The organism is Prevotella herbatica, from assembly GCF_017347605.1.
GTDB classification, from domain to species: domain Bacteria; phylum Bacteroidota; class Bacteroidia; order Bacteroidales; family Bacteroidaceae; genus Prevotella; species Prevotella herbatica.
Genome location: NZ_AP024484.1, coordinates 2,272,851 through 2,299,591, shown reverse-complemented (window position 1 = coordinate 2,299,591; position 26,741 = coordinate 2,272,851). Strand labels below are relative to the sequence as shown.

The 26,741-nt window shown below is 34.8% G+C and carries 29 protein-coding genes; 6 read left to right on the top strand and 23 right to left on the bottom strand.

Annotated features, from left to right (window positions below; genetic code table 11):
* Window positions 1-12 precede the first annotated feature (12 nt).
* The 6 genes from mreD to prwr041_RS08570 form a co-directional block, all read right to left on the bottom strand.
* Window positions 13-513 carry a rod shape-determining protein MreD gene (gene mreD / locus prwr041_RS08595; RefSeq protein ID WP_207153405.1) on the bottom strand — a complete coding sequence of 167 codons (501 nt, stop codon included), beginning with the start codon at window positions 511-513 and terminating at the stop codon, window positions 13-15.
* Between the two features lie 15 nt (window positions 514-528).
* Window positions 529-1,395 carry a rod shape-determining protein MreC gene (gene mreC, locus prwr041_RS08590; RefSeq protein ID WP_207153404.1) on the bottom strand — a complete coding sequence of 289 codons (867 nt, stop codon included), beginning with the start codon at window positions 1,393-1,395 and terminating at the stop codon, window positions 529-531.
* 74 nt (window positions 1,396-1,469) lie between these two features.
* Window positions 1,470-2,492 carry a rod shape-determining protein gene (locus prwr041_RS08585; protein WP_207153403.1) on the bottom strand — a complete coding sequence of 341 codons (1,023 nt, stop codon included), beginning with the start codon at window positions 2,490-2,492 and terminating at the stop codon, window positions 1,470-1,472.
* A gap of 10 nt (window positions 2,493-2,502) precedes the next feature.
* Complete coding sequence (locus prwr041_RS08580; protein ID WP_207153402.1) at window positions 2,503-3,096, bottom strand: IMP cyclohydrolase; 594 nt, start codon at window positions 3,094-3,096, stop codon at window positions 2,503-2,505.
* An 82-nt stretch (window positions 3,097-3,178) separates the two neighbouring features.
* A complete protein-coding gene (locus tag prwr041_RS08575) occupies window positions 3,179-4,534 on the bottom strand; it encodes an NAD(P)-dependent oxidoreductase (RefSeq protein WP_207153401.1) in 1,356 nt (451 codons plus the stop codon).
* Window positions 4,535-4,674: 140 nt separating this feature from the next.
* A complete protein-coding gene (locus tag prwr041_RS08570; RefSeq protein ID WP_207153400.1) occupies window positions 4,675-5,547 on the bottom strand; it encodes a sigma-70 family RNA polymerase sigma factor in 873 nt (290 codons plus the stop codon).
* Between the two features lie 342 nt (window positions 5,548-5,889).
* On the opposite strand from prwr041_RS08570, the gene prwr041_RS08565 reads away from it, so the two are divergent.
* Both prwr041_RS08565 and prwr041_RS08560 read left to right on the top strand, forming a co-directional pair.
* Window positions 5,890-6,846 (top strand): esterase-like activity of phytase family protein, encoded by a 957-nt coding sequence (locus prwr041_RS08565; protein ID WP_237072184.1) that lies wholly within the window; start codon window positions 5,890-5,892, stop codon window positions 6,844-6,846.
* A 13-nt stretch (window positions 6,847-6,859) separates the two neighbouring features.
* Complete coding sequence (locus prwr041_RS08560; protein ID WP_207153399.1) at window positions 6,860-7,438, top strand: manganese efflux pump MntP; 579 nt, start codon at window positions 6,860-6,862, stop codon at window positions 7,436-7,438.
* Between the two features lie 175 nt (window positions 7,439-7,613).
* On the opposite strand, the gene prwr041_RS08555 is transcribed toward prwr041_RS08560, so the two are convergent.
* The 4 genes from prwr041_RS08555 to tpx form a co-directional block, all read right to left on the bottom strand.
* Window positions 7,614-8,756 carry a cytochrome d ubiquinol oxidase subunit II gene (locus prwr041_RS08555; RefSeq protein ID WP_207155627.1) on the bottom strand — a complete coding sequence of 381 codons (1,143 nt, stop codon included), beginning with the start codon at window positions 8,754-8,756 and terminating at the stop codon, window positions 7,614-7,616.
* Window positions 8,757-8,771: 15 nt separating this feature from the next.
* Entirely contained in the window at window positions 8,772-10,274 is a 1,503-nt protein-coding gene (locus tag prwr041_RS08550; RefSeq protein WP_394370790.1) for a cytochrome ubiquinol oxidase subunit I, read from the bottom strand.
* 37 nt (window positions 10,275-10,311) lie between these two features.
* Window positions 10,312-10,470 (bottom strand): DUF4492 domain-containing protein, encoded by a 159-nt coding sequence (locus tag prwr041_RS08545; protein ID WP_394370817.1) that lies wholly within the window; start codon window positions 10,468-10,470, stop codon window positions 10,312-10,314.
* A 227-nt stretch (window positions 10,471-10,697) separates the two neighbouring features.
* The gene (gene tpx / locus prwr041_RS08540) at window positions 10,698-11,198 is read right to left on the bottom strand and encodes a thiol peroxidase (protein ID WP_207153397.1); all 501 of its coding nucleotides are present in this window, start codon (window positions 11,196-11,198) and stop codon (window positions 10,698-10,700) included.
* 308 nt (window positions 11,199-11,506) lie between these two features.
* Between tpx and prwr041_RS08535 the strand changes: the two genes are divergently transcribed.
* The 3 genes from prwr041_RS08535 to prwr041_RS08525 all read left to right on the top strand — a co-directional run bounded on the left by prwr041_RS08535 (window position 11,507) and on the right by prwr041_RS08525 (window position 13,466).
* Window positions 11,507-12,118 carry a TetR/AcrR family transcriptional regulator gene (locus prwr041_RS08535; RefSeq protein ID WP_207153396.1) on the top strand — a complete coding sequence of 204 codons (612 nt, stop codon included), beginning with the start codon at window positions 11,507-11,509 and terminating at the stop codon, window positions 12,116-12,118.
* A 98-nt stretch (window positions 12,119-12,216) separates the two neighbouring features.
* Window positions 12,217-12,942, top strand: coding sequence for a hypothetical protein (locus tag prwr041_RS08530; RefSeq protein ID WP_207153395.1), 726 nt, complete (start codon window positions 12,217-12,219; stop codon window positions 12,940-12,942).
* On the top strand, window positions 12,939-13,466 hold the full coding sequence (locus tag prwr041_RS08525; RefSeq protein WP_207153394.1) for a hypothetical protein: 528 nt from the start codon (window positions 12,939-12,941) through the stop codon (window positions 13,464-13,466). The genes prwr041_RS08530 and prwr041_RS08525 overlap by 4 nt, the downstream gene beginning before the upstream one ends.
* 158 nt (window positions 13,467-13,624) lie before the next feature.
* On the opposite strand, the gene prwr041_RS08520 is transcribed toward prwr041_RS08525, so the two are convergent.
* Both prwr041_RS08520 and prwr041_RS08515 read right to left on the bottom strand, forming a co-directional pair.
* Window positions 13,625-14,167 (bottom strand): hypothetical protein, encoded by a 543-nt coding sequence (locus prwr041_RS08520; protein ID WP_207153393.1) that lies wholly within the window; start codon window positions 14,165-14,167, stop codon window positions 13,625-13,627.
* Between the two features lie 494 nt (window positions 14,168-14,661).
* On the bottom strand, window positions 14,662-14,964 hold the full coding sequence (locus prwr041_RS08515; protein WP_207153392.1) for a hypothetical protein: 303 nt from the start codon (window positions 14,962-14,964) through the stop codon (window positions 14,662-14,664).
* A gap of 364 nt (window positions 14,965-15,328) precedes the next feature.
* On the opposite strand from prwr041_RS08515, the gene prwr041_RS08510 reads away from it, so the two are divergent.
* A complete protein-coding gene (locus prwr041_RS08510) occupies window positions 15,329-16,090 on the top strand; it encodes a hypothetical protein (protein ID WP_207153391.1) in 762 nt (253 codons plus the stop codon).
* A 551-nt stretch (window positions 16,091-16,641) separates the two neighbouring features.
* Here the strand turns inward: prwr041_RS08510 and prwr041_RS08505 are convergent.
* From prwr041_RS08505 to prwr041_RS08455, 11 genes are all read right to left on the bottom strand, one after another.
* Entirely contained in the window at window positions 16,642-18,060 is a 1,419-nt protein-coding gene (locus tag prwr041_RS08505) for a glycosyltransferase family 2 protein (protein ID WP_207153390.1), read from the bottom strand.
* Entirely contained in the window at window positions 18,050-19,111 is a 1,062-nt protein-coding gene (locus prwr041_RS08500) for a hypothetical protein (RefSeq protein WP_207153389.1), read from the bottom strand. Before prwr041_RS08500 ends, prwr041_RS08505 begins: the two co-directional genes overlap by 11 nt.
* A gap of 22 nt (window positions 19,112-19,133) precedes the next feature.
* Complete coding sequence (locus prwr041_RS08495) at window positions 19,134-19,847, bottom strand: YaiO family outer membrane beta-barrel protein (RefSeq protein ID WP_207153388.1); 714 nt, start codon at window positions 19,845-19,847, stop codon at window positions 19,134-19,136.
* A 101-nt stretch (window positions 19,848-19,948) separates the two neighbouring features.
* The gene (locus tag prwr041_RS08490) at window positions 19,949-20,326 is read right to left on the bottom strand and encodes a DNA-binding transcriptional response regulator (protein ID WP_207153387.1); all 378 of its coding nucleotides are present in this window, start codon (window positions 20,324-20,326) and stop codon (window positions 19,949-19,951) included.
* 55 nt (window positions 20,327-20,381) lie between these two features.
* A complete protein-coding gene (locus prwr041_RS08485) occupies window positions 20,382-21,251 on the bottom strand; it encodes a TIGR01777 family oxidoreductase (protein ID WP_207153386.1) in 870 nt (289 codons plus the stop codon).
* 245 nt (window positions 21,252-21,496) lie between these two features.
* Entirely contained in the window at window positions 21,497-22,021 is a 525-nt protein-coding gene (locus prwr041_RS08480) for a Rossmann-fold NAD(P)-binding domain-containing protein (protein WP_207153385.1), read from the bottom strand.
* 894 nt (window positions 22,022-22,915) lie between these two features.
* Entirely contained in the window at window positions 22,916-23,836 is a 921-nt protein-coding gene (locus tag prwr041_RS08475) for a DUF4435 domain-containing protein (protein ID WP_207153384.1), read from the bottom strand.
* 9 nt (window positions 23,837-23,845) lie between these two features.
* Window positions 23,846-24,769 (bottom strand): AAA family ATPase, encoded by a 924-nt coding sequence (locus tag prwr041_RS08470; RefSeq protein WP_207153383.1) that lies wholly within the window; start codon window positions 24,767-24,769, stop codon window positions 23,846-23,848.
* A gap of 190 nt (window positions 24,770-24,959) precedes the next feature.
* Window positions 24,960-25,295 (bottom strand): cupin domain-containing protein, encoded by a 336-nt coding sequence (locus prwr041_RS08465; RefSeq protein ID WP_207153382.1) that lies wholly within the window; start codon window positions 25,293-25,295, stop codon window positions 24,960-24,962.
* A gap of 170 nt (window positions 25,296-25,465) precedes the next feature.
* Window positions 25,466-25,777, bottom strand: a complete 312-nt coding sequence (locus prwr041_RS08460; RefSeq protein ID WP_207153381.1) for a hypothetical protein — start codon at window positions 25,775-25,777, stop codon at window positions 25,466-25,468.
* Window positions 25,778-25,862: 85 nt separating this feature from the next.
* A complete protein-coding gene (locus prwr041_RS08455; RefSeq protein WP_207153380.1) occupies window positions 25,863-26,732 on the bottom strand; it encodes a TIGR01777 family oxidoreductase in 870 nt (289 codons plus the stop codon).
* Window positions 26,733-26,741 lie beyond the last annotated feature (9 nt).

Genomic DNA, 26,741 nt, shown 5'->3' with positions numbered 1-26,741 from the left:
TAAATGACAAAATCATTTTGAACGGAAATTTTCTATCGCCAATATTAATATGGCAGACAAGATAGTGCTACCTGAAACACATTCCAACCATTGTAGCCAATTGAAGAAATTAAATGTCTCAAGAGTGAAAAATGAGGCACAATATATCAAAACCATTATTATGGCATAATATCCAAACTTATATGCTCCCAGACTACGTATCGACGGCGCTAAGTCATCAGCGCTATCACGTTGCAAAAACATTTTCAACATAGTTGGTTGTATGAGTCCAAGAAAAGTCATAGATGCCATAGATACACCTGGGGTATCAGAGAATACATCCACAAGTAGTCCCATAATAAAGCATAACAGTAATTCAGCCCAACGCGGATAATTGCGTGGAAAGAGCAACACCATATATACATAAAGCATCGGTGTGGCGCAATTGAACAAATGTATATGATTCAACACCGTCACCTGTACCAACAATAATATGGCAAAGGCAAAAAAGCCTCTAAGCAACTGAACATTCATAACTTTCCTATTCTGTTATTTTTCTTCTTTTGTTTTTATCGAATCCTGCGCAGCGCGTAATACTTGAAGGCGTTCAGCCATGATAGTGTTGTCTACAACACATACGTCACGCAACTTTCCAAAATCAGTCGAAAGTATCACCTTTAGTCTATACGACATCTGATCGGCAGAATTATAAACGTGTCTTATTCTTCCTACCATTACTCCTGCTGGGAATACCGAAGAATATCCACTTGTCACGACATAATCATATAACTTAAAATGAGCATGACGTGGCACATCATCTACATAAGCTTGTGAAGCATCGCCACCTGTCCAGTGAAGATAACCGAAATAGCCACGTCCTTGAATGACACAACTAATGTTTGATTGTGAATTAAGTACTGGAATAACAACAGAATAATGTGTGGAAGTTAGATATACGATACCTACGACACCATTTCCAGAAACTACTCCCATATCCTTTTTCACACCATCAGCCTCACCTTTATTGATAGTCATCAAGTTATCATGCTTGTCTACAGAATTAGTTATTACCTTTGCAGGAATAAGTCTAAAAGGCTGTAAACTTTTCAAGATTCGGCTGTTTTCCATGATTGAATCACCAATGGAATCACCTATCTGCTGATGAAGTTCTCTAAGTCGCTGCTCAAGATACAAGTTACGTTGAGTAAGCTCTTGGTTAACCTTTGACAACTTGAAATACGAGCCAATTTCAGATTCTGTCTCATACACCTTTCCCGTAACAGCATTGGCTGAAGAAAACCAAACACTGCCCTGATAACTGTTAAACTGGAAGAGAAGGACAAAACTTATCACCTCTAACAGAATAAAGATAAACCAGTGATTATATTTTGCCAGAAAATCAAGAAGGTTACGCATATCTGAATTTGGAGTTAAATGTTAGGTGTTGACAACTTGAGAATACAAGTCAATCAACACCTTACATCTATATGTTATCTCATTAGGAATGAGAAGTTGTCTACATTCTTTAGTGCAATGCCTGCACCCTTTGCTACACTGTGCAATGGATCTTCAGCAATGTGGAATGGTATATTAATTTTATCTGTGAGTCGCTTATCCAAGCCTCGCAACAAAGCACCACCTCCACTAAGATAGATACCATTCTTTACGATATCGGCATAAAGTTCAGGAGGTGTATTTTCAAGTGCTGAAAGAACAGCATTTTCAATTTTTGCAATAGTTTTATCAAGACAATGAGCCACTTCCTGATAGCAAACAGGAACTTCCATTGGAAGTGCTGTTATACGGTTAGGACCATGTACTACGAAGTCCTCAGGAGCCTCTGCACCAAGATCTGTAAGAGCAGAACCAACATGAATCTTAATACGTTCAGCCATACGCTCACTTACCTTTACATTATGCTGACGGCTCATATATTCCTGAATATCAGCTGTAAGATCATCACCGGCTGTACGAATAGAGTTATTGCTGACAATACCACCAAGAGATATTACTGCAATTTCAGTACTACCACCGCCGATATCAACAATCATGTTACCTTCAGGAGCCTCAACGTCGATACCGATACCGATAGCAGCTGCCATTGGTTCGAAAATCAAATAGACGTCACGTCCATCAGCATGCTCGGCACTGTCACGTACAGCACGCAACTCAACTTCAGTTGAACCAGAAGGTACACCGATAACCATTCTAAGAGAAGGAGACCACAAGCGGCTGCCAGAATGAACCATTTTAATAAGTCCACGCATCATCAGTTCACAAGCTGTAAAGTCTGCGATAACACCATCACGCAAAGGACGTATTGTACGTATGTTATCGTGAGTCTTCTCATACATCATCTTTGCCTTCGCACCTACGGCAATCATCTTGTCCGTGCGACGGTCTAGGGCAACAACTGATGGCTCATCTACAACAATCTTATCATCACTGATGATGATAGTATTAGCTGTACCGAGGTCCATTGCTATTTCCTGAATAAAAGAAAAAAATCCCATATTTATTTTATTATTTAACAAACCAGTTATGGATTGCTGTATCATAATGACTGCTCACTCCAAAAGCACGCTCTGCAAACATCTTGCGATCTTCAATATCTGTATTAGCACCCTTCTTGTTAAGAATATCCAGCAAAACAGAGTATTCTGCCTTACTAGGAATGATTACAACATCCTTGAAATTCTTTGCTCCTGCACGAATCAAAGAAATTCCACCTATATCAATTTTTTCAATAATGTCTGCTTCTGAAGCACCACTTGCTACAGTCTGCTCAAAAGGATAGAGATCAACAACAACAAGATCAATAGAAGGGATATCATATTCCTTCATCTGAGCGATGTCACCTTCATTCTCACGACGTGCAAGAATACCACCAAACACCTTAGGGTGCAAAGTCTTGACACGACCTCCGAGTATTGACGGATAAGTTGTTACACTCTCTACTGTCTGACATTCGTAACCCAGTGACTCGATGAACTTCTGAGTACCGCCTGTGGACAGAAATTTAACACCTTCTTCATTAAGTTTAGCTAGCAATTTATCTAAACCATCCTTGTGGAAGACCGAGATCAAAGCGGTCTTAATTGTCTTTATTTCAGCCATTATTTGAATATATTAATATATTTGCCCGCAAAGTTACTAAAAACTACTGATAGACAACACGAAATTGATAAAAAATTGTGTTTTATTTGTCTGCGTTGTGATCTTCTTCAACTTTTTTAGCAACTTGAAGCAGTTTCATGGCATCCACATACTGCGCTATGCCCTGAGCAACGTTCTTTGCGGCTTTCATTGCGAGCACCACCGTCTGCGGACGATGTACAACATCTCCACCCGCGAAAACACCTCTACGAGTGGTCATTCCGCAAGGTCTATCAACAACTTTCACATACCCTTTTTCATCAACTTCAATTCCCGCTGTAGTACTAACTATTCTATTTGCAGGCCTACTTCCGATAGCAAGATATATACGGTCGAATTTCTCTATACGTTCTCCTTGCGGAGTCTTTAATCTGCATTCAGCAAGACGTCCATTCTTTCCTTGAATAAATTCTTCTACGCTTGTTTCCCATTCAAACTTCACGCCTTCTTTCAACGCATCATTATATTCTGAATTTATGGCGGGCATTTCTTCCTGAGTTCGGCGGTATAGCACTGTTACATCTGCTCCAAGCCTTATCGCTGTACGAGCTGCATCCATAGCTACATTTCCACACCCAATAACGCCTACCTTTTCACCATTTTTTAAAGGTACCATGTTTCTACCTATTGCTCCTTCATTAAAACTGCTCACATTATGAAGGAAATACGTACTTTGACTTACTCCATGAAGTTTTGCACCTGGCGTACTGTCCATATTCTGCGGAACAGCAGTTCCCGTTCCCATGAAGATTGCATCATACCCCAGCCTAAACAGACTGTCTACATTTACTCCATTCTCGCCGACAAGAGTGTTACATTCAAAGTATACTCCCAATGCCTCTATCTTTGATATCTCGGCACGTACTACTTTCTTTGGCAAACGGTACTCTGGTATTCCATACATCAACACACCACCGGGTTCACTCTGTCCTTCAAAGATTGTTACGTTAAAACCTTGTCTTGCCAAATCTCCAGCTACTGTTAATCCAGCAGGTCCTGAACCGATAACAGCTATTTTTCCACGATCTTTCTGTGGCAGTTTTCTACGAATAAGATTCATGTTTGTATCAAAGTCTGCGATAAACTGTTCCAATTTACCTATTTGTATAGGTTCACCTTTCTTGTTTAGAACGCAATGGCCCTGACATTGTTTTTCATGCGGACATACACGACCGCAAATAGCTGGAAGATTACTTTTTTCATTAATAATGCTCATAGCATCCCCCATGTTGCCCATACTTAAAGCATGAATAAAATCAGGGATGTTATTTCCTATCGGGCACCCTTTTCTACATAGTGGGGTCTTACAATTCAAACATTTCTTAGCCTCAATTATAGCTTCTTTCATTGTGAAGCCTTCATCGACTACATGAAATGAATTTGTGTCTTCTATAATCATAATTGTGTCTTAATTAGTTTGTTTCTATATATTAGTTTGTTTTATTCTCTGTTTTATTCGACAACACTCTATTTATGATTAGCCTCAAAAAAAATAAGAGAAGACTACTCTTCTCTTACCTTTCATATCATATTTATATCTTATCCAAGATATTTCATTAAGATCTTTGCATAACCACTATCACGCAACTTAGCAATGCTCTTCTCACGAATCTGCCTGACGCGCTCACGAGTAAGTCCTAACTGATCTCCAATTTCCTCAAGTCCCTTTTCGTGGCATCCAATTCCAAAACATTCACGTATAATAGTAATCTCGCGTTCTTTAAGAACCTTCTTCAATACTGATTCAAGTTCAAGTGCCATTGATTCATGATCTACCTGACGGTCTGTACGGCTATCATCGCCACCAGCCATTATATCAACCATACTATTATCCTCACCATCCTGGAAAGGTGCATCTATACTTACATGATGACTATCAGCCATAAGGCTTTGGTCAATCTTTTCTTCCTCTATTTTAGTTACAGTAGAAAGTTCAGAAAGTGAAGGCTTACGCTGGAACTCTTGTTCAAACTTATTGATTTCACGATTGATTTTATTTAATGAACCAACCTGATTCAATGGTAAACGAACAATACGACTCTGCTCTGCGATAGCCTGTAGAATACTTTGACGAATCCACCATACGGCATAAGAAATGAACTTAAATCCACGAGTTTCATCAAACTTCTCAGCTGCTTTCACAAGACCGATATTGCCCTCATCTATAAGGTCAGTAAGTGAAAGTCCTTGATGTTGATACTGTTTTGCAACAGAAACAACAAATCGCAAGTTGGCTGTAACAAGTTTCTCTTTGGCGCGTCCTCCTTCAACGCCTCCCTTTCTGATTTTCTGCGCAAGATCTATCTCCTCATCAATGGAGATAAGTGGTGCACGTCCAATTTCTACGAGATACTTATCCAAGGCTTCGCTTGAACGGTTTGTAATACTCTTCTGAATTTTAAGTTGTCTCATCCTTTTACCTATTTCTTTTTCTTAACTTCCTGATTATCAGCAATATCCGTATTCACACCTTATTAAAAGGCTTGCAAAGGTAATGATTTTTTTTGATATATCAACATCTTATATATAAGATTTAATCATAATTAACCCTAATTGGAAGTTTACGTTTGTAGTATATAAATTGAAAATCAGTATAATAACGCCTATTATAATTATATATTGCACCATGACATGAATTTTAATATTTCAAATACATAAAATACAAATTCAAACAGTTCATATCTGGATTTTTTTATTAACTTTGCACCGTTTCTTCTGTAAGGACAACATAAAGAAGGCAACAATTGATTGAATATGAAAAAAAATATTCTATTCGGTATAATAATCTTACTGAGTCTTTCTATACAGGGGCAAAAAAGATTGAAGGATTATGATTCAGTTAGTATTATGCCACAACATTATTTTTCAGCCATACCTCCTGGCAACTACAGTGGCATTGCCAATATAGGCAATGACGACTATGCTGTTGTTTCAGATAAGGGCAACAATGAGGGGTATTATATTTTCCATATAGAAATCAATAACAACGGCGAAATAACAAATATAACAAACAAGGATTTTATTAATCTAAATGGAAGTAATCTTGATGAGGAAGCGATAACTTTCAATCCTGAGACACATCGTATATATGTTGGCAACGAAGAACCATCTAATATCATAGAATATGATGTTAATTCAAAAAATATTATTCGCTCTGCAGAGATTACTGATTATAAGAAACATTGCAGCCCAAACAGAAGCATAGAGAGTCTTACTTATGATAAGATTCGTGACAAACTGTTTACCATCAACGAGTCACCACTTATAGGTGACAGTTGTAGAATGTTACGCCTAAAACAGTTGAATACAGACCTGACCGTAGAAAAAGAATTTCCATATTTCATAGAAAAGCCTTTAAAGCCTGCCGACACTCCACAAGATAGACACGCCTATGGCGTTTCCGAACTACTTTCACTCAACGATTCTACCCTACTTGTTCTCGAGCGTGAATTGTATATAACTCCTATGAAATTGGGCAGTTGGGTTATAAACCGCATATTCCGTATCGTTCCAGGTAATCCAACCAAACATCTTGTATGTTTTTGGCGCACATCTTTACAACTGACGAGTTTCAACTTTGCCAACTACGAAGGTATGTGCCTAGGGCCTAAATTGTCTGATGGTCGTCAAGTCATCATACTTTGCGCTGACAGTCAGAATCGCTACAAAGGTGTATTAAGGGATTATTTCAGGACAATAATATTGCAATAAAATATAAGAATAAATGAATCAACTCGATATTTGGTTTTTAGCATTGGCACTAGCCATGGACTGTTTCGCTGTATCTATAGCAAGTGGCATCATCGTGAAGAAACATATAGGGAAAATGATAATAAGAATGGCTTTTCTCTTTGGTCTCTTTCAAGCTGCAATGCCATTGATAGGTTGGTTTGGAGTGAGTACATTTACATCATATCTTGAGAATATAGACCACTGGATTGCATTCGGCTTACTCACCGTTTTGGGTGGCAGAATGATAAGAGAATCTTTTCTCCCAGAAGAAGAAAAGAAAATAAAACCACGCAAACTTAAAACGCAAGTTGTTCTCGCCATTGCCACAAGTATAGACGCTCTTGCTGTTGGCATATCTTTCGCCTGCACAGGCTTCTCAAATATTAAAATGCTTGTATGTCCACTATTGATAATAGGCTTTGTCTCGTTTGTAATGTCTATAACAGGCGTATTACTGGGGGTAAGATTTGGCAAACCTATCGCTAAGAAATTAAAACCAGAACTACTGGGAGGTATTATCCTTATTTTTATAGGTATAAAGGTTCTACTTTCACATCTTTATGGCTTATAACCTAATTTAAAATGGTTCTTAGCCACTTTTTGTAATATCAATTTATTGCTTCACCACAACATTTATGTGAGAACTTTTATAAAACAGATTGACATCACCAAAAGTGAATAAGAACCTATAACATTAATCAAAAAATTCCGTATTTAAAAAAACTTACCACTGTCTAGTTTCAATTCTAGTATAGTTGTCCGTCTTCTTTCAACTCATCTTTTGTCAAAGATCTTTTATCAATAGCATGCCATGCATAAATAATATATGCCAACACGAAAGGTACAAGTATTGAGACTACAGACATAACCTGCAACGTGAAATAACTAGAACAACTATTGCTCAAATAAAGCGAACTTTGCAAGTCTGCATTGGAAGGATAATAGGCCGTATTGTTGTAACCTACAACAAGGAACAATGCTATCACTGTCAGAGTGGTACCTATTCCTACAGGCCAGATGCCACGCATATATTTCTTCGATATAAGGCTGCGAATCGTACCGTATAATACCAATACCACTCCGATAAGGAACATTGCACCTACCACGGGCATGTGCAACAAGTTTAAGGCATACTTATACGGCACCATGCTAACCACTCCGGCAGCATTAACACCATAACCGTCTTTAACTAATATATGTTCCAAAAATGCAAGGAATAGTATCAAAAAAGGAACAGTGTCACGCAAGAGCTGCAAGCGCAACTTACCATTTAATTCTTTGTCGTTGATATTATTGATCATATACAATGATCCTTCCATACGAGCGAGGAACATCACTGCAAATCCAAATATCAAATTCCATGGATCAAGCAATGCGTCAAGTCCATGAGAAGCATTCGCCCAATAACTGATTGTGTTATTGTCAAGCAGTCCCATTGATGCCTTGTTTACGATGAAGTTTGACCCGTCGAAGAATGTAGCTACAGCTACACCTATCAAGAACGGTCCGAAGACACCATTAAAAACGAGGAAACGACGATATACTTTCGATCCGAAAATGTTTCCTGGTTTGGATTGAAATTCATAAGACACAGCCTGTAATACAAAACTAACCAAGATTAACATCCACACCCAATAAGCACCGCCAAAACTTGTGCTATAAAACAATGGGAATGATGCGAAGAAAGCGCCACCGAATGTTACCAAGGTGGTAAAAGTAAATTCCCATTTACGACCTGTGGAATTTACAATCAGCTTCTTCTCCTCTTCCGTTCTTCCAACAGCGAAGATTAGAGAGTTTGCACCTTGCACAAACATCAAAAACACTAGCAATCCCGCCAATAGCGAAATTACGAACCACCAATATTGTTGCAGAAATTCATAAGTTATCATAAGGCAACATTTTTATTTTGATTCAACAATAGGCTCTGGTCCTTTACGAATGGCTTTCAATAAGATTGTCAATTCCGCAACAAGCAAAGCTGTAAACAGTAATAAGAACAGGAAGAATGTAATGATTACCGAGCTACTTTCTACACCAGAAACAGCAGCAGACAATGGTAACATATCCTGTATCGCCCAAGGCTGGCGACCAACTTCCGTCAGAATCCAACCACACTGCCCTGCTATCCACACCAAAGGTATTGAGCAAATTGCAGTATACAGCAACCAGCGATTATTTTCTAATTTGTCTTTGTAGCCATACCATAACATCGAAGCCATAACTAATATGAGTAAAATACCAATACCAACCATAATACGGAAAGCCCAGTAGATTAAATTAAAGTTAAACTCCGGTATCAGTTCATGTTTATCTTTGATGTATCCATAACCAAAATACTTCATGTTTTTGTTCAGTACTAACTGAGCTGAATCTTTTTTTGTCTGATCAGTCTTTTCATATTTCTTGAAATCTCTGAAAGCATTCAAAGCCAACCTTCCTTTAACCATTTTTTCATCTGCTGACAAATGTTTCTCGCCAGTTACAGGATCAGTGTATCCATTAATTAAATCATTAATACCTGGCACGTAACCATTTGTATCATGTGTGGCGAGAACAGAAAGCATACCTGGAATTTTCAAACCTGGCACCAGAGAAAAAGGCACATCCTTTCCTCCCTCCATCAGTCCCTCAGCAGTAGCCAGTTTCATAGGTTGGTTTTTCGCCATCTGTAAGCCTGATTGGTCGCCAGTAAACATAACGAACAGGGCAGAGAATAATCCGATTATCGCAGCCACCTTTATACTTGCCTTTGCCATAGGTTGTTCGCGCCTTTTCAACAGGAACCAACAGCTCACTCCAATCACAAAAACACATCCAGTCAACCAACCGCTACTTACGGTGTGAAGGAATTTCATTGCCGGTGCAGCAGAAAAAGCGACAGCAGAAAAATCGGTCATTTCATTGCGCACTGTTACCGGATTAAATGCCACTCCCACAGGATGTTGCATCCAAGCATTGGCAACCAGTATCCACCATGCCGACAGTGTAGCACCTATACCTGTAAGCCAAGTAGATGCCAGATGAAAACTTTTGCTAACTTTATTCCAACCAAAAAACATCACCGCGATAAACGTCGCCTCCATGAAGAAAGCCAAAATACCCTCTATAGCCAATGGCGCTCCAAAGATATCACCGACAAACCATGAATAGTTACTCCAGTTAGTTCCGAACTCGAACTCCAGAATTATTCCCGTTGCCACGCCGATAGCGAAGTTTATACCAAAAAGCTTCATCCAGAATCGTGCGGCACGTTTCCAGAAATCATCTTTTTTAATAACATAAAGAGTTTCCATTGTTCCCATGATAATCGCTAAGCCTAGCGTCAGTGGAACAAATAGCCAATGATAGCATGCCGTCAAAGCAAATTGTGCTCTCGACCAGTCGATTAGTGAAGTGTCTAACATATAGATTATCTTTTATAAATTTTTCTTTAGGTTTATTCTATTTTATATTATCTATGAGGTTTTCTCCCACTTTATTTTGTTTTTCCTTGTCGCTCATGCCACTAAGTGCAGGATGAAAGAAAAACATTCGTAATACAACGAATATGATAAACAATTTGATAATTATCACGAGCCATAGAGTCCGCCCCCACGTCATGTTACGGAAGCCATCGCGATAGAATCGCCAAACTGAAGTCAAGATGTGTATAACTTTCATAGATGCAAATTAAATATTTTTTTTCCACTTTTCCAATTCTATAACTGAAAAACGTATCAAATTATGTTGCAAAGCAGAAAAATAAAGGTTCACAAACAACACGAGAGAGGAAAAACATTAAATATAATGATCAACCTCTCTCGTGTCAATTTAAGAACTAACTAATTTTATTTTAAAGCAGCCAAAGCAGCTTCATAGTTAGGTTCATTAGTTATTTCATTAACTAATTCTTCGTAGATAATTTTTCCTTCCTCGTTAACAACGACAACTGCACGAGCCAAAAGACCTTTCAAAGGACCTTCAGTAATACCAAGACCATAGTTATCTTCTAGACTGTTGCAGCGGAATGCTGAAAGTGATACTACATTTTCCAAGCCCTCTGTTGTGCAGAAACGAGACTGTGCAAATGGTAAGTCCTTACTAACACACAGAACAACTGTGTTTGGTAAAGAAGATGCCTCTTTATTAAAACGTCTTACAGAGTTAGCACAAACAGGTGTATCAAGACTTGGGAAAAAGTTGAGCACAACCTTTTTACCAATAAAATCACCAATATGAGCAACGCTCAAATCTGCTTTAACTCCACCAAACTTTGGTGCTTTTTCTCCTACTTTTGGAAGTTCACCAGTCAATTCTACTGGGCTTCCTTGAAAATTTACTTTTGCCATAATTGTATTTTTAATTTAAATAGATCTTCAACGACGATAGAGCAAATCAGTGGAAATACAAAATAAAAACACGTTTTAATTTTGCTTTTTCCTAATGCTGACTATGTTAATTGGTTGTAAAGATAGTGCAAGTTAAATATAAATCAAAATATATTTGATTTATTTTATCTATCGCTAATGTTAATCTTATCTATCATGAGTTTGTGATAAACACAAATCTATAATAAAATATAAATTTATTGAGACTTATTTGGAAGTTACATTAAAACAAATTACTTTTGTTCCCGATTGGTAACATAACTATTTATATGAATAAAACAGTAAATACGGAACGCGATAGAGAGGCTACAGAAAACAAATTGATTGTGGCCATCGGACAGATGATTGAAGAAAACGGATTCGAAAAAATCGGTATCAATGCTGTTGCCGCTAAGTCTGAAGTATCAAAGATATTGATATATCGATACTTTGGTTCTATTGACGGGCTCCTTACTGCCTACATACGTAAGAACGATTTTTGGCTTAACTTCCCAAATAAGTTTCCTGAAAAAGAAGGTATACCTGCTTTTCTTAAAAGCGTGTTTCATAAAATGATAATGCAATTAAGAACTAACTCTGTGCTCAGACGCTTATATCGTTGGGAACTGTCAAGCAATAATAATATTATTGAAGTGGTGAGACGGCAGCGCGAAGTAGCTGGTAACAATATAATTGCGAACATAGCTGAAATAATGATGTGCCAACAAAAGAGTCTTGCTGCTATAGCTACAATAATAACATCATCAATAACATATTTAGCTATGCTTGAAGATAATTGCAATATATATAATGGTATTAAAATTGATCAGGAAACAGGATGGAAACAGATTACTGATGCAATAGACATGATTATTGACAATACTTTTAATTCACTTAAATAAAATCAAATTCTTTTTTAAAAATGTTGAAACATACTTTGAACTATTACGTTCATCCATGTTCCCATTTGGTAACAATTAAATAACAATTAAACTTTGATATGAAAAAGATGGTATTAATTTCTAGCTTGCTGCTATTGATAAGCAGTTTCTGGTCGTGCAACAAGGACTTAGTAGAATACAGTCAGGGCGACATTAAGGTAAAGATTGTAGAGGGTGACAACTGGCTTCACGATTTTCCACTCTTTCTTGGCATAAACAAAAAGAATCCTCCACAGGTTGCAATATGGATTGAAGACCCTGATGGCAACTATCTCACAACAGTGTATGCATCTTATAAGATTGCCCATCAGGCTTGGCAGAATGCGAAAGGCAACCGCCGAAAAGAAGCACTTCCATGTTGGTGTTATGCAAGAGGCGTGAAATATGCAGACGGTCTGTATCTACCTACAAAAGATCAACCACTTACTGATGCAATGTCGGGAGCCACACCACGTAGGGGATTTGACGTGAAGATTACACCAAACAGTAATCTTAAGAAATTCATTGTCATGGTAGAACTTAATCACTCTATCGACTTTAACGATAGCTATCCAAAGAATGCTAAAGAAGGTGACCCTAATTATTCTGGAGGAAAAGAAGGCAGCGGACAACCTGCACTTGTATACGAGGCTATGGTAGATTTAACGACAGGACAGAAAACATTTAATGCACAATTGATTGGGCATAGCAGTCCTGACGGAACTTCAGGAACAATATATAAAGATATGAGCGGAATTACAACTGCTCTGAAAATTGTAAAACAAATAACAGTAACTGTACAATGAAAAAAATAATTCTATTTCTTAGCATCATGCTAACAGGTATGATGACTGTTAATGCCCAAGAAGAAAGCAAAATTTCTTTTTCTGGATATCTAGGAACAGGACTTGCAATGAGTACTCCAGCCCGTACTCCTGTCACTCTTCACGTGATTGGTTATTACAATATCAGCAACAGATTTTCAGCAGGAGTAGGCACAGGTGTTTCTGTATACGAGAAAACTTTGATACCACTATATGCAGATGTGAAATACAAACTTTCAGCACCTCACAAATTCACTCCGTACGCCGAATGTGGATGTGGATATAGTTTCGCTCCACAAAATAACACTAACGGAGGCTTTTATTTCAGCCCGACAATTGGTGTTGAATGGTCGGCCTTCAAAAAGAATAAGGTGTTATTTGCTGTTGGTTACGAACTTCAGGAGTTTGAAAGACTGAAGCAATTTGAAAATCAATATATGAAGACTGAATTTCAAGAAAGCCTCAGCCACGGTTCAATCGCATTAAAAGTGGGAATGACATTCTAGAATATTATCCCCCACTCTAAATATTGTTCATAATAAGAATTGATAATCATTATCAATAATCTAATCCGTTGACGGAATTAAATGCACATTCATTTAATCCCTCCAACGGGTTACTCTTATATCATTGAGAAAATAGACTACTTTTGGAAAGTATTCTATTATTTCTCAAGAGTAATATATCCTGCCGTGTCAAATACAGTTGAAGAACCTGAATTGTTCAAAATATAAGATCGATCAAAGTAAGGTTCTCCACTTTTCTTGTAATGAACAAATGACGAGAACGTCAGTATGTCTGTACTATTGTCTCCCCAATTAATAATTACCTTTTCATTATCCCAGTTATAGTTTCCCATGAATGGACCTATTACAGCATATGTCTCACCGTTGTCAACCCCAATCATCATACCTTTAAAAGGCGCATAATAAGCACGAGTACTTGGTGTAAGTACTGTTTGGGCATCCACGCCTAGTTTGTAAGTCTTTGACTGGATTGTAATACTTGTGTTGGCTATAAAATTAGGATTATACCCTGGTCCTTTAGAGTCCAACATGTTATTTCCGTCTTTATTAACTATCTTGAAATTAAAATTGATAGGTGCAATATCATATATTATATCTGAATTAATTTCATCACTACATGATGATAACAAAATCAGAATAGCTGTTATTACAGGCAGAAAATAGTTTTTTTTACAGTTCATAAATCGTTTTTTTTTATGTTATATCAAATTTGTAGTCAATATGTAAGAGCTATTGTCATTTCATGTGGATTGAATTTAATTTAAGTCTATAGTTTACTAAAATCATAATATTCATTCGATTCAAAAATCATCCACTGTAACTTTATAAACAACTCTCTAGATTGTTATACAAATATAGACATTATTTTATTACCTTCTTTATTTTTAGATATAATTAACCAGAGAAACTTCCAAAAGGATTTTTTTGCCATAGTTAACTATAAAATACACATAAACGATAATTCAATTGAATTATACATCTTAAAATATAACATACTTCAAATAGCAACATCATCTGTTGAATTTGAGAATACATTGTCTATCATCACCCGAAGTTACCACGTTATACCTTCTCGGCAAATCTAAATAAAAGATTAGATTAGGAGTGTTGACAATAAACTTGCAACTTAGTGCACATTAGACAAACTAATTGTAAACACTCCTAAATAAAAGTGTTAGTTAATCAACTTAATTTTATAAGTCAAAGTTGCGCCAGTAGTTTCATAGAGTGCAGCATCATCAGAGTTTGGATCATAGACAACATGCTCATCAGCAGTTTTCTTTTTGCCTAGTATGGCATTGACTTCAATCCAGACCTCAGCACCTTCCGGAATATTAAGTGTTCTTAAATCAATTGATTTAGTTTGTGGATTAGGATATCTATCACTCCATCCACTCTCACCGCCATGCCATTTTACTTTAAACTCTTGAACAAAACCTGCACGATTTTCGCAGTTAATTTTAAAAACTTTTTTCATAATCTTGAAATTTAGATAAAATCTGTGCACACGATTTAGATTAATAAAGGACTAGGACTTTCCTCGTCCCTATAAATTTACGATTATTTCTAATTCACAATTAGTATTACTAAGTATTTCACAAATATAATATTTATTTTAAAACAGTGTTATTCAAGAAGATACTTATTCACGAAGATTAAGGTTTCACTCAAGAAACCAGTTTGTTATTCTTGTTTTTTGCAAAAAAAAAAACGATTCCTAAAATACCACGTTATGTATTTTTTATTATATTTGCAAAAAGACAATATTTATATTACTAAAACTTAGAAAAACAAGAGAAGGGGAAACACCCCATTTTTTTAAATAATCTAAAACTTAAATTATGACAAAAATTGCATTAGAAGCTCTTGGTGGCGAGAGTGGAAAGTATTTAAGCCATGCAAAAAACGAAGTTTGGTTGCAGACAGGAAATCAAGGTGATGGTGAAGTTTTCATTAAAGAAAACAGACCTAACGGCAGAGTTGCATTAGCATGCATCGGTGCAGAAAAGGGTAAGTATCTCTCACACGCATTCGCAAAACTATGGTTACAAGATGGTGTTCAAGGTGAAGGAGAAGAATGGATTTGCCATGACAAAGGAAATGGAAACGTTGCTTTTGAATGTTTAGGCGCAGAAACGGGATTATATTTATCACACGCCCTAAACAAGATGTGGTTACAAAATGGCTATCAAGGAGAAGGTGAACTGTGGGCTAAACAAGAATTTATTGCTTTAGAAGCCCTTGGAGCAGAAATTGGCGCATATCTTAGCCATGCGTTGGACAAAGTTTGGTTACAACACGGAATTCAAGGAGATGGAGAAATCTTCATTAAAGAGCTTAGACCTAACAACAGAGTTGCATTAGCATGCCTTGGAAAAGAAAAAGGTAAGTATCTCTCACATGCATTTGCAAAACTATGGTTACAAGATGGTGTTCAAGGTGAAGGCGAAGAGTGGATTTGCCATGACAAAGGCAATGGAAACGTAGCCTTTGAATGTTTAGGCGCAGAAATAGGGAAAGATCTCTCACACGCATTCGATAAGATGTGGTTGCAAAACGGCTATCAAGGAGAAGGTGAATTATGGGCTAAACAAGAACAGTAATAGCATCTAACTAAAAAATAACAGCCATTCATTATTTATGAATGACTGTTATTATAATAAACCTGTGCACACGATATAGATTAATAAAGGACTAGGATTTTCCTCTTCCATATTCATAATTTACACTTATATTCTAGACTAACTTAGCATTACTAAGCATGTCGCAAATATACTGTTTATTTAACGAACATTCTTACTCTCTAAGATTCTGATTAATGACACCCAAGAATAAACATCATTCATTATATTACGAGTTCAAACTATTGAAGTTATATATTCTAATTCGAAAATTAATAAAGAAGATAAATGGCTTTATGAGGGGGGATACTCTCGGTATCCATTTCTCATCATCTTTAATATTATAACAATAACTAAACATTATATTAACAAGGTCGTCTATCCCTTCAGTAATCCCAATTATCCATCCATTTTTCCAGTAGAACGTAATGATTAAACATCTATCAATTATGCAAAACGTTGATTTCTTATCTGAAAAAACGACATCTACATATACCGTACTATATTCATTGTTTTTAGAAACAATAAATATATTAAAATCCTTTTCTCTTCATTGTCCCCCATGATTTATTACCTCTTAGATACATATAATTACCTTTCAACGACCAAAATACAATACATGGATGATAGATGAATGCTTCAAACAATGAATAAAAAATCAATCTCATTACATCTTTAGTTTTATTATATACATGAAAACTAGTTTCATTAATAAAAACACCAAGAAATGAAAATGTAGTGCCAAATAAATACATAAAAACAAACAACAAGAAGAATGTTTTCCATATAGTCAATCCTAAACAGAGAGCTATTATGAAATAAATATAACCTATCATTTCTACAATAGCAGCCATCCATTCAAAGAAAAAGAAATAAGTGTAGCCTAATAAACCTGTTGACCTGTATTTTGGATTTAAAAACATTCTTTTGTGTAACTTCAACGTATCAATCAATCCACGTGTCCAACGTGTCCGTTGACGTCCCAGAGACAGAAGAGTCTCAGGAACTTCCGTCCAAAGCAAAGGATCAGGAATATACAATACCAAATGAGGTATTTTTTTATCATAATGGTATTCCTGTATATGCGTGACTAGCTCCATATCTTCCCCGATTGTAGACGTCAGATATCCACCTATTTTTAACATTGCCTCTTTCTTAAAAATTCCCAATGCTCCTGATATAAGTAAGAGGCTTCTTGTTTGTCCCAAAGAAATTCTACCTATTAAGAAAGCACGCAAATATTCAACAACTTGCATACCTGCAAAATATCTCTTAGGAACAAGTTGCTCCCTAATACTTCCGTTTTCAAACTTGCAACCATTAGCTACATGTACTGATGCTCCAACTCCAATTACATTCCCATCCTTTTTTTCAATAATGGCTTTTACTAATTTCAACAAAGAATCACGCTCTAAGATGGAATCTACATCAACACAAACAACATAAAACTTATATGAAATATTTATTCCACAATTCATGGCATCAGCTTTACCTCCATTTTCTTTATCCACAACAATCAGATTTCTGAAAATACTATTTTCAGAACGATAAATTCCACGAACTTTTTTTGTTTTGATTTTATAATTTATAATATAACTTTGTTTTTCTAGTTGAAACTCTTTTTTCAATTTTTCAAGAGTGTCATCTGTACTTCCATCATTAACCACAATCACATCATAATTAGAGTATCTTAAATTAAGCAACGCTCTCACACAAGGGATAATCGTTGCTGACTCATTATATGCAGATGCAATTACGCTTACACTCGGTGCAGCATCCGCCGCCGCAAGCAGGAAGTCATAATTAATATCAACATTTCTTGTTTTATAATGAAACAGATGAAAAATTGAAACCAAAGACATTCCTGTATAAATTATCACGATGGCCATTGAATATGTAAGAAACAGCATATTTATAATTTGCCAAAATCCTATATAAAAATTACTTTCCATTTTTCTCTTGAATTAAATTTCTACACATTTCATTTAAATCCCCAGTTTCATATTGGGATGCGAAGTATTTTATATCACTTTTACCTCCAACGACGTAATCGTAAATACAAATCAGAATATGTTTCTTAATACTTAAATTATCGGTATGATAATAAATATCAAGCATTGTATCAGTTGTAATATAGTCAAGTCTAGAGTAATTGGATAACATATCCTCAATGCTATATAAACCAATTTTCGTAAATAATGCTTTTTTGTCAGTTATACTTTTATTATTAACAGCTAACAATCTACATAACTCCATCTGAATTTGAGCGTTTTTATTCATCAATTCTTCTTGAAATTCACTACTAATATCCAGAGGCAGACGAAACAATCTCATCATTCTTAATCCAAATAGTATTATTGAAGTATTTGATGAATATAAGAATATTGAAAAATTCGGCACCTCCTTCAGCTTATATTTGAATAGATAAAAGTAACTCATCTGTTCCCAAAGAGAAAGGTAAAATTTGTAGTTTACGAAATCTTTTTCAATATCAAAGGTTCCATAAAGAATCAGATTTTGAGTTGCATATAATCTGGTGACAGCATTTTTACTTTCACTAAGCTTCAGTAATATCGGATACGACTTCTGAGTGCATCCAATGTTTACCAATACTTTCAAAGCTCTGGTACTATACACAAAATGTCTCCACCTTATATTCTTTAACATGTACGATTCCAAATCATATACAGCAGCTATCTGCCTGATTTTTTCTTGATCCTTGTACATGAAATATCTGCTCAGATCATTTAATATGCCGATAAATGTCCATTTTTCTATATTGCCTAGCTTTTTCTTGATATTACCAATCTCGGTCATATCTCTATGATGCAATAAGCCAAAAATGACATCTTCATATTTCAGACGAAGCACTTTTCTTCGATACTCACTTAGATGCCTTCTCCAACTTAAAAATAAAGTTGTAGCAGAAACAGCTATTGCAGATAAAATGAAAAGTATAACTGCAATGCGAATCAAATGCAGTAATACTGCATCAAATGACATAAAAAAATGCGTTATCATATAATTAAAATATATAATTGATTCCAAGAGTAAATCCAGGTATGTTACGGTTCATTCCGTTTGTATATTGCTCATTTCTGAAAGATGCAACAGTCTTAAGCAAAAAAGAAGAAGTCAGTTTTTGTTGCCATAGCATATAACAGCCCCATGTGTTGTTACCTAATAAATACTCGCTGTCTAAATGGGGGACTATTTCTGCAGAATGTCCATCAAAAAAGCAAGCATGAATATAATTCTTTGGATCTTTGAAATACCTTCTGACGCCTACGTTTATTGATCCATAGCAATTAGAATGCATATAAGCCAGATAAGGCTTCACGGTAATCAAGTAATTTCCAATGTATTTTTCGAGACCAACAGTATAACTAAAAATTGGTTTTGTCCAATAATACATCTTACTACCTCCAGTCAGGTTCCATCCGTTTGTTAATAAAAATGTACCTTCTACTATAGCCAAATGTTTAGAAAACAAAGTTGATGAAGAATATGCATATAAAGCATATAGAGATAGCTTTTTAGATATAATCAGATAAGTTTCTAATTGCTCTTGAGCATAAACCGTCTTAAAATAGCCATCACCAATAGGAACTTTCTGCGCCAAATTTAGTTTTGGCACAAATGTAATATTATGTGTGCTATCGATATTCGTTTTTATGGTTCCTTCAATTGAAGTTATATTCCAGTTCACTCTAGATGGCTTATTATAAAATTCCATCATATTTGTGACACCTACTGATTGCAGTTCTATCGATTTTTCCTGGCAAAACGCGATGTTGCAATTCGCTAATAAAAATACAAAAAGAAGATATTTCATAATATTTATTTTTTTAGTATGTTATTTAAAAGTTCATCTGTATCCTGAGGCATAACAAAATAATCGGCTGCGCCTAAAGACATAGCCTGCTGCATACTTATTTTATCAAAAAAACTACTAGCTATAAAAATCTTTGCTCTTACAAAGTCATCTTCTACTTTCAATCTTTCATGGCAATATTTTTGATATTTATCTAAAATCTCCAAACCATTATAATAATTCACGAGAATGCCGACAATAACAACATCCCAATTCTGTCTAAATAGCATATCTAGAATGTCGCTTCCCCCCTCAACGACCATGACATCATGTCCCAACAATCTCAAGTTATAGCCAATATAATCAGCATAAACATTATTGCGTAATCCAATCAAAAATTTCATAATATTTTCCTCCTTTATTATTAAAATAGCCAGACTCATGACAGACATAGATATATTAATACCAAAAGTCAAAGTCTGTACTTATTATTTTCCCATTGCTAACTTTAGATCCCTGTAGTAGCATTTGCGCTCGTTCGTGGAATAATATTTTTAATACCCACGCAGGAATATTTGGGAATAATCTTCTTCTACCAAAAGATTGCAACATCTTATCCGAGAATTCGTTCATGGTAAGATGTTCATTTGAAACAATGTTGAAGACACCGTCAATTTCGTTATGTGTCAAAATATGATTATAAACATTCATCAAATCATTGATACATACCAATGGGAAATATTGTTGACCATTGCCTAATGCAACATTAAGCCCTAATTTAGCTATTGGTTTTAGTTTTTGGTATATCTCTCCATCTGGTCCAATAACTAAACCTTTACGCAAAATGACAACTCGGTCTGCTACGTCTCTGAACTTCAAAGCCGCATCTTCCCACAACCGACAAACATAGGCTGGAAAATCAGTACCGTTCTTGTCTTCTTCAGTAAAAATATGATTAGTGGTTACTGCTCCATAATATCCTACAGCAGATGAAGAAATCAACACATCTATTCTATTACCTGATTCAATAATGGCTTTCAAAAGAAAGTCCAACGGCTTCACCCTACTATTCAGGATTTCATTCTTGCGGTCTACAGTCCATTGCTTTTCGCCAATATTAGCTCCGGTCATATTGATGAGAGCATCTACACCATCAAAAGCCCTCGAATCAATGAATCCTTGGTCTACATCCCATTGATAATAATGAATGTTTTCCTTATCGGGCATAGTTCTTCTGGTCAGAACATTTACCTCGTTTCCTTTCTTTACAAGAAAAGGAAACAAAGTTCTTCCTATAAACCCAGTACCACCAGCAATTAATACTTTCATATACAATGGCTTTAAAATAAAATAGAATACAACGATTATAATGAGTATTCTAATAACTCCAATTCTAATTATCACTATCACTGCAAAGTATAAACATCAACTTTATACTCCTTATATTTTCAAAAGTTGAATTTACCAATGTATGAAGCCACTTACACTATTAACTCAATTCATTCTTTTTATTATTGTTCTTATCTTTGTCTATAAACACTCATAGCATCATCTTTCTACGAACATTCGCAGAATCATATTTCGACTACCCATTCAGAAACGTTTGGGTATAATCTTCTTCTATTAAAAGCATGTAACATCTTATCAAACAACTCGTTCATGATAAAATGTTCGTTTGAAATAATGTTTAATACGCGGCCAACCTCGTTATGCTTTAAAACTCTATCAGTAGTTACTGCTTTATAAGATTTCAAAGCAGATGAATATATCAACACCTTTATTTTGTTTGGGGATTTTTTGATTGATTTCAAAAGGAAATTCAATAGTTTTACTCTACTATTAAGGATTCTTTTATTTCGGTCTACAGTCCATCGTTTTTCATCAATACTAGTTCCTGACATATTGGCAAGTGTATTCACGCCATTAAAAGCCTTAGAATCCATAAATTCTTGGTCTACATCCCATAAGTAATAACGTATGCTTTTCACATCTGTCATTGCCCTTCTGGTCAGAACATTTACTTCGTTTCCCTTCTTTACAAGAAAAGGAATCAAAGTTTTTCCTATAAACCCATTACTAACGGCTATTAATACTTTCATATACAATGGCTTTAAATAAAATAGAATACAACAATCATGATGAGTATTCTAACAACTCCAATTCTAATTATCACTATCACTGCAAAGTATAAACATCAACTTTATACTCGTTATATTTTTAAAAGTTGAATTTACCAATGTATGAAGCCACTTACACTATTAACTCAATTCATCCTTTTTATTATTGTTCTAAATTATTTTCAATAAACACTTATAATATGTTATTATCAGGAACTACACGTTTTTATCAAATTGATAATAAATTTTATATTAGTGAAGACCTTGTCTATTTACATGATTTAGATTCAACAACAATTAGAACTTTCTTCTTATATATCAATCACTTACGATTATTTTATATTTCCAATTAGCATTACTAAGAATGGTACAAATATAATGTCAAATTTAAAACATTGTACTTTTCGTATACACTTATTTATAAATATTAACATTTAGCGATCAAAAGGACTATGATTATATTCTTTTCTCACTTATAAATTAAAAACAAAGGATTTTGTTTCAAGGACATAAAAAAATAAAAGGAAAATGGATATAAAGAGTTTCCTCTTCATATCCATTTTCCTTCTTCATGTAATACTATGGCGAAAGCCATAATATCAGTATTTACAATGCTATTATTCTCTAAATATTCATCACACTAATTCAATAAATTTCTAACTCTTTAAGCTAAGATTAAGAATTTTGTTCAAGCATAATATTATCTTAACTGTAATAAACTACTATCTATATGAGTTGTGGACTAAACAAAGATACCATTACATCAAATCAATCAACAAGCTATTACAAAAGCCACCCTCTCTACAACATAATCATCGTGAAGAAGGTGTAACACATAAAAGCGTAAATCCTTTAGCAATGCCCCTTCCCTAATAATTAGACATAAATATCATTTAGTTTCCTCTCAAGTGAATCAGGAATCATTGTATCATCAAAAGTAGTACAATTATAATATAAATCCTTTATCTGCGTTCTACATCCTCTTATAGTTGAACAGATAAAACATAATACAGGGAATACTATCCTATCAAATAAGAAATGTCCCTGTATCAGCTTGTAGGCATTTTTATCTTTACAATTATAACTACATAAAGCAACATCAGCAGCCTTCATTGCTTTTTTATATTTACCGAGAAGAAGTTTTAATGCATTATCATTATGATATTCATCAGAGAACGCTTTAAAATCTTCACTATAAGTATTATTGCGGAATTTAAGAGAATTTACGACCCTCTTAAAATCCATGATGGTAAAATCAGAGTCTGTTTGACTTTTAATAGATTCGTTTTTTGCCGCTACAAATAAAAGTAGCAAATCATATATAGAAGAAGACAACAGCTCTAAGAAATCCAGATAATTAAAAGAGGAATCAATAGTGGTCAATTCTTTTTCTATTTTTGTAAGATTATCAGGATGGCACAAAACATTTTCGATAGAGTAATACGCCGTATTTATAATATATTTATTATCACGTAGTATATTCGTATATGAATGATAATTATCTATCACCAAATCATAATCAGCATCCACACATATTATAAAATTCTCACATAATAGAGAGGCCCATTTCATCAAAGCATCCTTCCCATTATGTACAGTAGTTGTACCTCTACTATCTATTACTTTATTAGTTGCAATACTAAAATTATATTTGTTATATTTGGAAAGTACTTTTTTCCAAAATTCGATATCATCATCACCTTCCACAAGGACTTTTACTGGTATTAGAGTATTTTGTTCTCTGAAGAATTTTGTGTTATAAATATAATCTTTAGTTATATATTCTTTTAAATCCATCAGATTCAATTATTTACATATCGTTATCTTATCCATTTCAGTAACCATCTGTCCCCATCCATTAAGTAATATACCTGGAGAATGAGTTGTCATAATTATCTGACAATTAGGATTAAGTTTTTCTATGTTTTCTAAAAGAGTCTCTTGCCACTCTATATTTAAAGAAATCTCTGGTTCATCCATTAATAAGATATATTCCTTATTGACTTCTAACAATACGGTAAGCATTATAATAAGATATTGCTTTTCTCCGGAAGACAATTGTTTTACACCAATCTTCTTTTCCTTACTTGTAATAAATTCCAACTCATTAGATTTCTCATTGATTTTCTTTCCTGAATGCGCAAAAGAATCATTTATTATTTTCACAAAAAGATCCTTTGCTTTATTAATTTCGTTCAGTCTATTAAAATCAATTTTATTCTCTTTCTGTATCGTTTTTGTTATTTCTACAGATAGATTATAAAGATAATGCCCATATCCACTTACAAGTTTATCAAGTTTCAGGTCAAGCAAATTTCCATTCGCCATTCTGTCAAATGTTGCTATTTTATCAATAAGCACAAGATCTCTGAAATCATCGTTTTTTATTTTAATATGATCCTTTGTTGCAAGATAGTCATGCACTGGTATAGAAATTGTATTTTCTCCAGTAACACTAGCACCACTAGTTATGTTAAATTCTTCATTCTTTCTCAAATATGTATACTTATAGCTTTCAGTAAAGCTAATACTGAGGCTTGAAATATCCTTAAATTTATTGATGGATTGTGTTTCTTTTATATAAGTATATATGATATCTAATATTGTAGATTTAAAAGAACCATTCCGTCCTGCCAATATATTCACATCGTGAGTAGTATTAGCATTTAATTTCCAATGAAAATCATATTCATCGAAAAGTCCTTCTATCATAAGTTCTTTTATCTTCATAATTTACGACTCATTATATAGTAATAAATAATTTTATTTTCAGATTACAAATGTAATCAAAAAAATTATCATAATCAATAGTTCATTAGAATATTTATGATCTGGTTACAAGACATCACCCACACAACGCAAATGCAAATATTCTTCATTCGGTGCCAAGAACAAGTTAAAAGGTAATATTTTGCCTTTTCTAAATAGCGCACCCCACCGTTATCATTTTACAGTCAGTGACCGCCTTTATCCCATGCTTTGTTCCAGCAGGAACCATAACATAAGAACCCGCGTTAACAGTCATCACCTTATCATCAATCATGAATTCAAGACTGCCTTCTTCAATGATGAAGTGTTCCTCCATCGTTTCATGCACATGCACTTCTACCTGTTCACCCGCCTTCAAGCGAGACATTGCAATTTGAGTAATGTTACTAGAAGCCTCATCATTTGAGCACAATACCTTCTTTATTCCAGCACCGTGTGATGTTGCAATATCATTTATCGTATTTATGTTTTTGATTGTAAATCCCATTATCTAATCAACATTATTCATATTATCGTGAATCAGTATCATCTTACACGTACTGCATTACATATTGCAATCCTTTATTACAGAAAACCAGATTAGGATATGACTACCTAATTATTGCAACTATAACCTTTTCTAAAAAAACAGTCATCTATATAAATATAAAATGCCAATTATTCAGCTGGCTTCATATCCCATTTGCTACAAGGTGTTTCTAAATGATGAACATTCATATCTGTTACTTGACCATTTAAACTAATACCTAATTTATTTTGGTTAGCACTTAGGAAGTTAGCAATTTGATTATGAACAGTTTTGAAAATCTCCAGAGTATGTTTATTCTTGTATTCCACCAGCATATCTATATAATTATACTCATACATTTTAATGTATCTACCAATGAATTCGTGGGCAGAAAACCATTCCGGATTGTTTTGATTTAAACTCTTAATAACAGAATCTGCTTGTTCAATTGTAATACTCATGGCTTTAAAAATTAAAGTTATATTATTATTTTATATACGGTCATCCCCTACTTCCGCCTACAGACTCATTACTAGCACCAGTCAATTAATACATAAATTCAAAGCCTGTACTTCTAAACTTTTCATTACTAATCTTTGAGCCTTGAAGCAACATTTCAGCTCGTTCCATAAATAGCATTTTAATTATGAATGCTGGAATGTTTGGCAACAACTTTCTTTTACCAAAAGAGTCTAATAGTTTTTGGGAGAATTCGTTCATGGTCATATTTTGATTTCCCACAATATTGAAGACACCGTCAATTTCGTGATGCTCCAAAATGTAATTATAAGCACGAATTAGATCATTCATATATACCAAAGGGAAATATTGCTTGCCACTACCTAGAGCAACGCTCAAACCTAACTTCGCCAATGGTGCTAATTTCTGATATACTCCTCCATCTTTTCCGATAACTAGACCTTTACGTAAAATAACCACTCGGTCGGCTATCTCTCTGAACTTCAACGCTTCATCTTCCCATAACCTACATACATAAGCCGGGAAATCAGTACCGTTATAGTCCTCTTCAGTAAAAATATGATTAGTGGTTACTGCTCCATAATATCCCACAGCAGAAGAAGAAATCAGCACATCTATTCTGTTGCCATATTCACTGATGGCTTTCAAAAGAAAGTCCAACGGCTTCACCCTGCTATTTAAGATTTCGTTCTTACGGTCTATAGTCCAGCGTTTTTCACCAATATTAGCTCCAGTCATATTGATGAGAGCATTCACACCATCAAAAGCCTTCGGCTCAATAAGTCGTTTATCTACATCCCATCGGAAATAATGTATGTTTTCCACATCATTCATATTCCGTCGGGTCAGAACATTTACTTCATGTCCATTCTTTACAAGAAAAGGAATCAAGCTCTTTCCTATAAATCCAGTACCACCGGCAATTAATATTTTCATATATTAGAG

Excerpts from the sequence above, each read along its gene's own strand:
- prwr041_RS08490 (WP_207153387.1), bottom strand. The coding sequence starts at position 20,326 with ATGAAATTTTTGATTGGATTACGCAATAATGTTTATGCTGATTATATT.
- prwr041_RS08460 (WP_207153381.1), bottom strand. The coding sequence starts at position 25,777 with ATGAGTATTACAATTGAACAAGCAGATTCTGTTATTAAGAGTTTAAAT.
- prwr041_RS08485 (WP_207153386.1), bottom strand. The coding sequence starts at position 21,251 with ATGAAAGTATTAATTGCTGGTGGTACTGGGTTTATAGGAAGAACTTTG.
- prwr041_RS08475 (WP_207153384.1), bottom strand. The coding sequence starts at position 23,836 with ATGGATTTAAAAGAATATATAACTAAAGATTATATTTATAACACAAAA.
- prwr041_RS08480 (WP_207153385.1), bottom strand. The coding sequence starts at position 22,021 with ATGAAAGTATTAATAGCCGTTAGTAATGGGTTTATAGGAAAAACTTTG.
- prwr041_RS08545 (WP_394370817.1), bottom strand. The coding sequence starts at position 10,470 with ATGACGTGGGGGCGGACTCTATGGCTCGTGATAATTATCAAATTGTTT.
- prwr041_RS08580 (WP_207153402.1), bottom strand. The coding sequence starts at position 3,096 with ATGGCTGAAATAAAGACAATTAAGACCGCTTTGATCTCGGTCTTCCAC.
- prwr041_RS08535 (WP_207153396.1), top strand. The coding sequence starts at position 11,507 with ATGAATAAAACAGTAAATACGGAACGCGATAGAGAGGCTACAGAAAAC.
- prwr041_RS08510 (WP_207153391.1), top strand. The coding sequence starts at position 15,329 with ATGACAAAAATTGCATTAGAAGCTCTTGGTGGCGAGAGTGGAAAGTAT.
- prwr041_RS08575 (WP_207153401.1), bottom strand. The coding sequence starts at position 4,534 with ATGATTATAGAAGACACAAATTCATTTCATGTAGTCGATGAAGGCTTC.
- mreD (WP_207153405.1), bottom strand. The coding sequence starts at position 513 with ATGAATGTTCAGTTGCTTAGAGGCTTTTTTGCCTTTGCCATATTATTG.
- prwr041_RS08550 (WP_394370790.1), bottom strand. The coding sequence starts at position 10,274 with ATGTTAGACACTTCACTAATCGACTGGTCGAGAGCACAATTTGCTTTG.
- prwr041_RS08470 (WP_207153383.1), bottom strand. The coding sequence starts at position 24,769 with ATGAAGATAAAAGAACTTATGATAGAAGGACTTTTCGATGAATATGAT.
- prwr041_RS08520 (WP_207153393.1), bottom strand. The coding sequence starts at position 14,167 with ATGAACTGTAAAAAAAACTATTTTCTGCCTGTAATAACAGCTATTCTG.
- prwr041_RS08465 (WP_207153382.1), bottom strand. The coding sequence starts at position 25,295 with ATGGGATTTACAATCAAAAACATAAATACGATAAATGATATTGCAACA.
- prwr041_RS08565 (WP_237072184.1), top strand. The coding sequence starts at position 5,890 with ATGAAAAAAAATATTCTATTCGGTATAATAATCTTACTGAGTCTTTCT.
- prwr041_RS08585 (WP_207153403.1), bottom strand. The coding sequence starts at position 2,492 with ATGGGATTTTTTTCTTTTATTCAGGAAATAGCAATGGACCTCGGTACA.
- prwr041_RS08525 (WP_207153394.1), top strand. The coding sequence starts at position 12,939 with ATGAAAAAAATAATTCTATTTCTTAGCATCATGCTAACAGGTATGATG.
- prwr041_RS08455 (WP_207153380.1), bottom strand. The coding sequence starts at position 26,732 with ATGAAAATATTAATTGCCGGTGGTACTGGATTTATAGGAAAGAGCTTG.
- prwr041_RS08505 (WP_207153390.1), bottom strand. The coding sequence starts at position 18,060 with ATGGAAAGTAATTTTTATATAGGATTTTGGCAAATTATAAATATGCTG.
- prwr041_RS08560 (WP_207153399.1), top strand. The coding sequence starts at position 6,860 with ATGAATCAACTCGATATTTGGTTTTTAGCATTGGCACTAGCCATGGAC.
- prwr041_RS08530 (WP_207153395.1), top strand. The coding sequence starts at position 12,217 with ATGAAAAAGATGGTATTAATTTCTAGCTTGCTGCTATTGATAAGCAGT.
- mreC (WP_207153404.1), bottom strand. The coding sequence starts at position 1,395 with ATGCGTAACCTTCTTGATTTTCTGGCAAAATATAATCACTGGTTTATC.
- prwr041_RS08515 (WP_207153392.1), bottom strand. The coding sequence starts at position 14,964 with ATGAAAAAAGTTTTTAAAATTAACTGCGAAAATCGTGCAGGTTTTGTT.
- prwr041_RS08500 (WP_207153389.1), bottom strand. The coding sequence starts at position 19,111 with ATGTCATTTGATGCAGTATTACTGCATTTGATTCGCATTGCAGTTATA.
- prwr041_RS08495 (WP_207153388.1), bottom strand. The coding sequence starts at position 19,847 with ATGATGGAATTTTATAATAAGCCATCTAGAGTGAACTGGAATATAACT.
- tpx (WP_207153397.1), bottom strand. The coding sequence starts at position 11,198 with ATGGCAAAAGTAAATTTTCAAGGAAGCCCAGTAGAATTGACTGGTGAA.
- prwr041_RS08570 (WP_207153400.1), bottom strand. The coding sequence starts at position 5,547 with ATGAGACAACTTAAAATTCAGAAGAGTATTACAAACCGTTCAAGCGAA.